The sequence below is a fragment of the Pseudoduganella sp. RAF53_2 genome, assembly GCF_052113985.1.
Lineage (GTDB): Bacteria > Pseudomonadota > Gammaproteobacteria > Burkholderiales > Burkholderiaceae_D > Rugamonas.
This window is the reverse complement of sequence record NZ_JBFRDW010000258.1, coordinates 1-7,755: the sequence shown is the minus strand read 5'-3', so window position 1 is coordinate 7,755 and position 7,755 is coordinate 1. Positions and strand designations below refer to the sequence as shown.

Sequence of the window (7,755 nt, the reverse complement as noted above, 5' to 3'; positions counted from 1 at the left end):
ATATGCAGCTGTGTGAACGCCGGGCCGGGATCRTCGTGCCGGTAAGGCGGCAGATCGGCCAGCGACCAGCTGCGCGAATAGGTCATCAGCGAACCGGCCAGCGACAGCAGCTGTTCGTACAGCCGCTCCGGATGCAGTTCGGGATTATGGAAGTAGTGCGACAGCGAGCCGAATGCGTTGCTGGCCGTGTGCAGCAGCCAGAAGGTGGACATGTCGCCGCTGCGGAACTCGATGAAGTTGCGGCTCGGTTCACGGTGGTGGCCATACAGCGCGCTGACTTTGGCCTGCAAGGCGTCGAGCAGGCGGCGCAATTGCTGGAATAGCGGCGGCGCGCTGCGTACGCTCACGCTTGGCGCGATGAAAGTGGGGTCGAGTTCGAAACCGCCGGTGGCAAGACGCCGTAAGCGCAGCAAGGGAAAGCTCACGTAGGAGTCGCGCGGCTCGGTATCGGCCAGCAGGCGCACCGTTTTTTTCAGGTAGGCCAGCTCGGCGCGCGCAGCCTGCGTGTACAGATCCGGTGTGTCGGCATTGGCCTGCGCGAAGCGCGCGCCGTTCACCGGCTGTCCTGCGGGCGTGAAGTTGCCGCCGAAATGCTTGAAGGCGGGCAGGGCGGCGTAGTAGGTGACGCTGTGCTGCGACTGCTGCAACTGGCTGAGGTCCACGCTATCCGGCAGGTCATCGCTGTTGGGGGCATCGACCAGTTCACCGTCCTGGAAGATCAGCGCCAGGTCGAGCAATCGCAGACGGTTGCTGGCCAGCGCTTCATGGTCGATGGCCACGCGTTCCACGCCCCAGGCGAATGGATGAGCAGCTTTCACGCTGCAATGCACACGATGTTCGTGATAGCGATCCTGCTGCTGGAAATGCTGGGGACGCAGGAAAAGTCCTTCCCCCCATAAGACCTTGCTACTCATTTTGGACCTCTTTATTCATTGCCATTTTTCAACTGTAAGAACAATAACATTTTTGCGAAAAGCCTGTAGCTACAGGCGCTATCGTGCGCAGGGGTGTGAGAATTGGATAGATTCAATTGTGCGCAGGTAATATTTTTTCTCTGATAGTGTTGCGCTAATCATAATAATTGCAATTTCGATATCTCCGTGTCCATACGAGGTTAGTCATGAAGAAAAGCGTCACGCCGCTGCGTTTATTGTGCGTCGCAGCATTTTCGCTCGTGCTGAGCGCCTGCCAGACCATGGAGCCGCCCAAGGTGGCGGCGGTGCCGGTCAAACCCAAGATTGAAGACTTGCTTGCCAGGGCCAGCGAGGCGCAGGCTGCCGGCAAGACCGAGCAGGCGCTCGCGCTGTGGAAGGAAACGGCGCAGAACTATCCGGAAGACAAGCAGCCCTGGGTGCGCATCGCCCAAACCCGTTATGACGCAGGGCAGTATGGGGAAGCCATCATGGGCGCACAGGAAATCCTGGTGCGCGATCCGAGCGACCAGCTGGCCAACAGCATCATCGCCATCAGCGGCTTGCGCCTGTCGACCCGCGCGCTGGGGGACTTGAGCCGCCAGAATAATCTGTCCGGATCGATCCGCACCGAATCGCAGGACCTGGCCAAGCTGCTGCGCGAAAGCCTGGGCGAAACCGTGCTGGTGCCGCCGGCCCCCAAGGCTGCCGCGGCGCCTGCCAAGTCCGGTGGACGCAAGACGAAAACCACCGCCTCCAATCCCAGCGCCGATCCCTTTGGCGCCTTGAAGTAACCCCTCGTTGAAAGAAGGAGAAGTCATGTCCAAGAGCCAAAGCGTCCAGAAGCGCCTGCAGAAAATCCGCCCGCCCCGGGTCCAGATGACCTACGACGTAGAGATCGGCGACGCCATCGAAAACAAGGAGCTGCCTTTCGTGCTGGGCGTAGTCGGCGACTTCGGCGGCAATTCGGAAGTGGAGCAGAAGCGCCTGAAGGAACGCAAGTTCGTCAATCTTGATCGCGACAATTTCGACGAGGTGCTGAAAGGCGTGGAACCACGCGCGGCCTACCAGGTACCGAACGAGTTGAGTGGCGAGGGGCGCTTTGGCGTCGACCTGCATTTCCGCTCAATGGCCGACTTCCGTCCCGAGTCCGTGGTGCAGCAGGTCGAGCCGCTGCGCCAGCTGCTGGAAGCGCGCAACAAGCTGGCCGACCTGCGCAACAAGCTGGCCGGCAACGACAAACTGGAAGACCTGCTGAACCAGGTTTTGCAAAGTACCGAGAAACTGGCTGAACTGGGCCAGCAGAATGTGAAAGGGGAGTGAGATGTCGGCCCAACTGAACGCAAAGGGTGGCCTGGCCACTGCCGAGAACAACCTGCTGGACCAGATCGTCGAACAAAGCAAGGTTGCTAAATCCAGCACCGAGCATGCGCGTGCGCGCGACATCATTTCCGAGCTGGTGCAGCAGGTGATGGCGGGTACCGTAGTGGTGTCCGATAACCTGGCGGCCACCATCGACGCCCGCGTGGCGGAACTGGATCGCCTGATTTCGAATCAGCTGTCCGCCATCATGCATGCGCCGGAATTCCAGAAGCTGGAAAGCAGCTGGACTGGCCTGCATTACCTTGTGAAAAACACGGCCACCGGCACCGGCCTGAAAATCAAGCTGCTGAACGCGACCAAGAAGGAATTGGTGAAGGACTTCCAGAGCGCGCTGGAATTCGATCAGAGCGCCATGTTCCGCAAGGTGTATGAAGAAGAATTCGGCACCTTTGGCGGCGCGCCGTTCGGTGCGCTGATCGGCGACTTCGAAGTCACACGCCAGCCGGAAGACATGTATTTCATCGAGCAGATGTCGCATGTGGCAGCGGCCGCCCACGCGCCGTTCGTCAGCGCTGCATCGCCCGAGCTGTTCGGCCTGGAGAGCTATGCCGACCTGGGCAAGCCGCGCGACCTGTCCAAGATTTTCGACACCGTGGAATATGCCAAGTGGAAGTCCTTCCGCGAATCGGAAGACGCGCGCTACGTGGGCCTGACCCTGCCGCGCTTCCTGGGCCGGCTGCCATTCAACCCGGCCGACGGCGCCACCGTGGAAGGCTTCAATTTCGTGGAAGACGTGGACGGTACCGACCACCAGAAATACCTGTGGTGTAACGCAGCCTACGCTTTCGGCGTGCGCCTGACGCGCGCCTTCGAAGACTTCGGCTGGTGTGCTGCCATCCGCGGCGTTGAAGGCGGTGGCCTGGTGGAAGACCTGCCGACCCATACCTTCAAGACCGATGAGGGCGAGGTGGCGCTGAAGTGCCCAACCGAGATCGCCATCACCGACCGCCGCGAAAAGGAGTTGAGCGACCTCGGTTTCATCTCCCTGGTTCACTGCAAGGACACCGACTATGCCGCCTTCTTCGGTGCCCAGTCGGCGCAGAAAGCGAAGAAATACAACAGCGACGCCGCCAACGCCAATGCCGTGCTGTCGTCGCAGTTGCAGTACATCTTTGCCGTGTCCCGCATCGCCCACTATATGAAGGCCATGATGCGCGACAAGATCGGCAGTTTTGCCGCCGCCTCCAATGTGGAAGATTTCCTGAACCGCTGGCTGACCCAGTACGTGCTGCTGGACGATAACGCCAGCCAGGAGCAGAAGGCGCAGTTCCCTTTGCGCGAGGCCTCGGTGCAGGTATCCGAGGTCCCCGGACGTCCGGGCGTGTACCGCGCGGTGTCCTTCCTGCGTCCGCACTTCCAGCTCGATGAGTTGTCCGTCTCGCTCCGATTGGTCGCGGAGCTCCCGCAATCGACCAAGTCCTAACCTAAACACCTGAAAGGAAGAAAATGGCAATCGACGTTTATCTGCAAATCGACGGCATCAAAGGCGAGTCGACCGATACCGCGCACAAGGACTGGATCGAAGTCCGCTCCGTACAGTGGGAAGTGCTGCAGCCGAAGTCGGCTACCGCATCCACTGGCGGCGGCCACACCGCCGAGCGCACCGAGCATCGCGACATCCTGCTCTCCAAGATGGCCGACCTGTCTTCGCCGCTGCTGCTGCAGAACTGCTCCTCCGGTAAAACCCTGCCGAAGGCCAAGCTGGAGTTCATGCGCGCCGACAGCCAGGGCGAGCGTATCAAGTATTTCGAGATCGAACTGGAAAACGTGCTGATCGCCAGCGTGGCGCCGGAAGTTCGTCCGGGCGACATCCTGGGTGAGGATGTGTCCCTGAAATACTCCAAGGTGAAGTGGAAGTACACCCAGCAGAAAGTCAACGGCGGCGCGGGCGGCAACACCTCCGGCGGCTGGGACCTGTCGGCCAATAAAGTAGCCTGACAGGCGGCGCGGGCATGGCGGAAAGGGGATTCACACCGGGCTTGCTGGACCGGCTGCTGGCGCCTGGCGCCGGCAGCGCCACGGTAATGCGCCTGTCCCTGGAAGAAATGAAGGATGCGGTGGCGCGCGACCTGGAAGCGCTGCTGAATACCCGTACTGTCATGCCTGAGCATTTGCTGAAGCGCTATCCCGAGTGTGCGCGTTCGATCGCCAGCTATGGCCTGAACGATTTTGCCGGCCTGTCGCTCGCCAGCATCGATGACCGCACTCACATCTGCCAGAGCCTGGAACGTGCCATCGCGCGGCATGAGCCCCGGCTGCGGCAGGTCCGTGCCGCGCTGGAGATTCAGGAGGGCGCCATTGACCGGCTTAATTTCGCCATCACGGCGCTGCTGGTGCTGAACGAGGCGCATGAGCCGGTCAATTTCGACGCGGTGCTGCAGCCGTCCAGCCTGCACTACACGATAAGCAAGGCACGCCGCGCGGCGCTGCCGGGAGCATGATTTGGAAGAGTTGCTGCCATATTACGAGCGCGAACTAGGATTCCTGCGGCGCTATGCGCGCGAATTTTCCGAGCGCTATCCCAAGATTGCGGGCCGCCTGATGATTGGCGGCGAGGTGTGCGAAGATCCGCACATCGAACGCATGATCCAGTCCTTTGCCCTGCTCAATTCACGCATCGCCAAACGGCTGGACGATGATTATCCCGAATTTACCGAAGCCCTGTTTGAGGTGCTTTATCCGCATTACCTGCGGCCGTTCCCGTCGTGTTCCATTGCGCGCATGGATTACGCAGCGGCCGCTGCGCAACTGACCAGCGCCACCGAAATCGCGCGCGGCACTGCACTCTCCACGCGCCCCGTCAACGGCGTGGCGTGCACTTTCCGGACGGCTTATCCGGTCACCGTGGCGCCGCTGGCCCTGACCCATGCGGCTTTCGCGTCGCTGATCAACGCGCCGGAAGCAGTCCAGCTGCCGCCTGGCGCCGGGGCCAGTCTGAGCATCACCATTGAGGCAACGGCGGAGCAGGCGACGCTGGCACAACCCACAGTGTCATCGCTGCGCGTCTTCATGGATGGCGAGCCTTCCTTCTGCGCCGCACTGCGCGATGCACTGTTCATGCGAACGGTGAAGGCCTATGCCGAGCATGAGGGGCGCTGGCTGCCTCTGGAGCGCATTCCCGTTACACCGGCGGGCTTTGCGGAGCAGGACGCCCTGATCGATTTTCCCGCGCGCTCGCACAGCGCCTACCGTCTTCTGACCGAATATTTCTGCTTCCCGGAGAAATTCAATTTCTTCGACATCGACTTGCGGCTGCTGCGAAGCCAGCTGCCGCCCGGCAGCCGCAAGGTCACGCTGCATCTGGCCATGTCCGGCCTGCGCAGCGATTCGAACGTGGCGCGCATGCTGGCCACGCTCTCGACAAACAATCTGCTGCTTGGTTGTACCCCCGTGGTCAACCTGTTCCGCCAGCGCGGGGAGCCGATCCGCTTGACGCATACTTCGGACAGCTACCCGGTACTGGCCGATGCACGCCGTGCTTATGCCTACGAGGTGCATGCCATCGAATCGGTGCGCATGGTGAGACAGGGACCGCAAGGTGAATCGGTAGTCGCTTTTCGTCCTTTCTATTCGCTGCGTCATGGCGAAGCGCCGGAAAAGAACGGCCATTACTGGGTCATGCGGCGCGACGAACAGATGGCGCACAAAAGCCCGGGCTACGAAGCGGAAATAACGATTGTCGATATCGACTTCGATCCGGCTGCGGTCGAAACCGACACCTTGAGCCTGCAGCTGACATGCACCAACCGCGACCTGCCTGCTTCCCTGGCTTACGGTGTGCGCGGCGGTGACCTGTTCATGGAGGGCGGTTCCAGTGTGCGCAGCATCAGCTTCCTGCGCAAGCCGACCGTGTCGCAGCGCTTCGGTCGCGAAGGCAGTGCGCATTGGCGCCTGATCTCGCATCTGTCGCTGAATCACTTGTCGCTGTCCGGCAGCGGACTGGAAGCGTTCCAGGAAATGCTGACCCTGTATGACCTGCCGCGGTCCCCGGCCACCCAGCGCCAGATCCGTGGCCTGACTGCCATCGCCTACAAGCCCGCCAATGCGTGGCTGCCGGGGAATCCCTTTGCCTGCCTGGTGCGCGGCATGGAAGTGCGGCTGGAGGTCGATGAGGAAGCTTTCGTCGGCAGCGGTATCCACGCCTTTGCCCACATCATTGAAAGCTTCCTGGGGCAATATGTGCATGCCAACAGTTTCACGCAACTGGTCATCGTGGCCGCCAAGTCGGGAGAGGAGCTGTTGCGATGCACACCGCGAAGCGGCGATTTGAGCCTTCTGTAATCGAGCGCCTGTTCGCCGAACCCTACCGCTTTCAGTATTTCCAGGCCGTGCGCATGCTCGAGCTGTGGCTAAAGCGGCACGGCGCGCCGCAGGAAGGTGCGGTGGCGAACTTCCTGCGCTTCCAGAATCCCGTCTCGCTGGCCTTCCCTGCCAGCCAGATTGAGGCGCTGCGTCCGGAGCCGCGCGAAATCCTGCCGACTGCACCGGCCCTGGCCGAAGCGCTGGCATCGCGCCAGCTGCAATATCTGCGCATGACGCCCAATTTCATGGGCTTCCTCGGCAGTTCGGGCACGCTGCCCGCGCACTACACGGAAACGATTGCCGCCCACCAGCTGTACGAAAAGGACGATGGGCCACGGGCCTTCCTTGATGCCTTCTCTACTCGCTCGCTGTCGCTGTTTTACGAAGCGTGGCGTAAATACCGGCTGGCGCTGAAGTATCAGGCCGACCGCCATGACCGCTTTCTGCCTCTGCTGCTGGCCTTGGGCGGACTGGGTAATCCGTCGCTCACTCAGCGCCTGCAACAGGGCGGCGTGCGCGATGAATCGCTGGCCTTCTTCGCCGCAGCCTTGCGCCACAAGCCGGCATCGGCGTCCATGATCGCGCGCGTTCTGGGCGAATATTTTGACGTGCAGGTCGCCGCGACGCAGTTTATCGGCTGCTGGTATGACGTACCGCGTGAACAGCTTACGGCGCTGGGAGGCATCCATGCGCAGCTCGGCATGACGGCCATGGCGGGCACGCGCGTCTGGCAGCGCGATCTGCGCCTGCGGCTGACGGTGGGGCCGCTGCGGCGCGACGATTTCAATGCCTTCCTGCCGGGCGGCAGYGCGGCCCGGGCGCTGGAAAAGCTGCTGGCCATGTTCACCGGCGTGTCGCTGGAATACGAGATCCGGCTGGTGCTGCGCGGCGAGGATGTTGCCGGCACCACGCTGGGCCAGGTTGGCGCGGCAGGGCGCCTGGGCTGGGACAGTTTCATGCACGAGGGCGCGCCATCACAGGACCGCGCCGACGTGTGCTACATCATTTAAAGGATATTCAATGAGCATCAACCTGAAGACATTGATCGGCAAATTGAACGCGAGCTGCCGCGAGGCCGCCACGCGTGCGGCGAGCATTTGCGTCGGGCTGGGCCAGTTCGAAGTCGATCTGGAACATCTGTTCCTGGCTTTGCTGGAAC

The 7,755-nt window shown here is 61.6% G+C and carries 8 protein-coding genes; 7 read left to right on the top strand and 1 reads right to left on the bottom strand.

Annotation, left to right across the window (positions count from 1 at the left end):
• A partial coding sequence (gene tssK, locus AB4Z11_RS16255) for a type VI secretion system baseplate subunit TssK (RefSeq protein WP_442026285.1) occupies nucleotides 1-914 on the bottom strand: 914 nt, incomplete at its 3' end.
• 206 nt (nucleotides 915-1,120) lie between these two features.
• Here tssK and AB4Z11_RS16250 point away from each other — a divergent pair.
• Genes AB4Z11_RS16250 through tssG form a run of 7 tightly spaced genes read left to right on the top strand, consistent with a single transcriptional unit; the run spans nucleotide 1,121 to nucleotide 7,606 of the window.
• The gene (locus tag AB4Z11_RS16250; protein WP_442026284.1) at nucleotides 1,121-1,705 is read left to right on the top strand and encodes a tetratricopeptide repeat protein; all 585 of its coding nucleotides are present in this window, start codon (nucleotides 1,121-1,123) and stop codon (nucleotides 1,703-1,705) included.
• Between the two features lie 25 nt (nucleotides 1,706-1,730).
• A complete protein-coding gene (gene tssB / locus AB4Z11_RS16245) occupies nucleotides 1,731-2,234 on the top strand; it encodes a type VI secretion system contractile sheath small subunit (RefSeq protein ID WP_442026283.1) in 504 nt (167 codons plus the stop codon).
• Between the two features lies 1 nt (nucleotide 2,235).
• A complete protein-coding gene (gene tssC, locus AB4Z11_RS16240; protein ID WP_442026282.1) occupies nucleotides 2,236-3,717 on the top strand; it encodes a type VI secretion system contractile sheath large subunit in 1,482 nt (493 codons plus the stop codon).
• Between the two features lie 23 nt (nucleotides 3,718-3,740).
• A complete protein-coding gene (locus AB4Z11_RS16235; protein ID WP_442026281.1) occupies nucleotides 3,741-4,232 on the top strand; it encodes an Hcp family type VI secretion system effector in 492 nt (163 codons plus the stop codon).
• Between the two features lie 14 nt (nucleotides 4,233-4,246).
• Nucleotides 4,247-4,735 (top strand): type VI secretion system baseplate subunit TssE, encoded by a 489-nt coding sequence (tssE, locus tag AB4Z11_RS16230; RefSeq protein ID WP_442026280.1) that lies wholly within the window; start codon nucleotides 4,247-4,249, stop codon nucleotides 4,733-4,735.
• 1 nt (nucleotide 4,736) lies between these two features.
• Nucleotides 4,737-6,575, top strand: coding sequence for a type VI secretion system baseplate subunit TssF (tssF, locus tag AB4Z11_RS16225; protein ID WP_442026279.1), 1,839 nt, complete (start codon nucleotides 4,737-4,739; stop codon nucleotides 6,573-6,575).
• Nucleotides 6,539-7,606, top strand: a complete 1,068-nt coding sequence (gene tssG / locus AB4Z11_RS16220; RefSeq protein WP_442026278.1) for a type VI secretion system baseplate subunit TssG — start codon at nucleotides 6,539-6,541, stop codon at nucleotides 7,604-7,606. The genes tssF and tssG overlap by 37 nt, the downstream gene beginning before the upstream one ends.
• The last annotated feature ends 149 nt before the right edge of the window (nucleotides 7,607-7,755 follow it).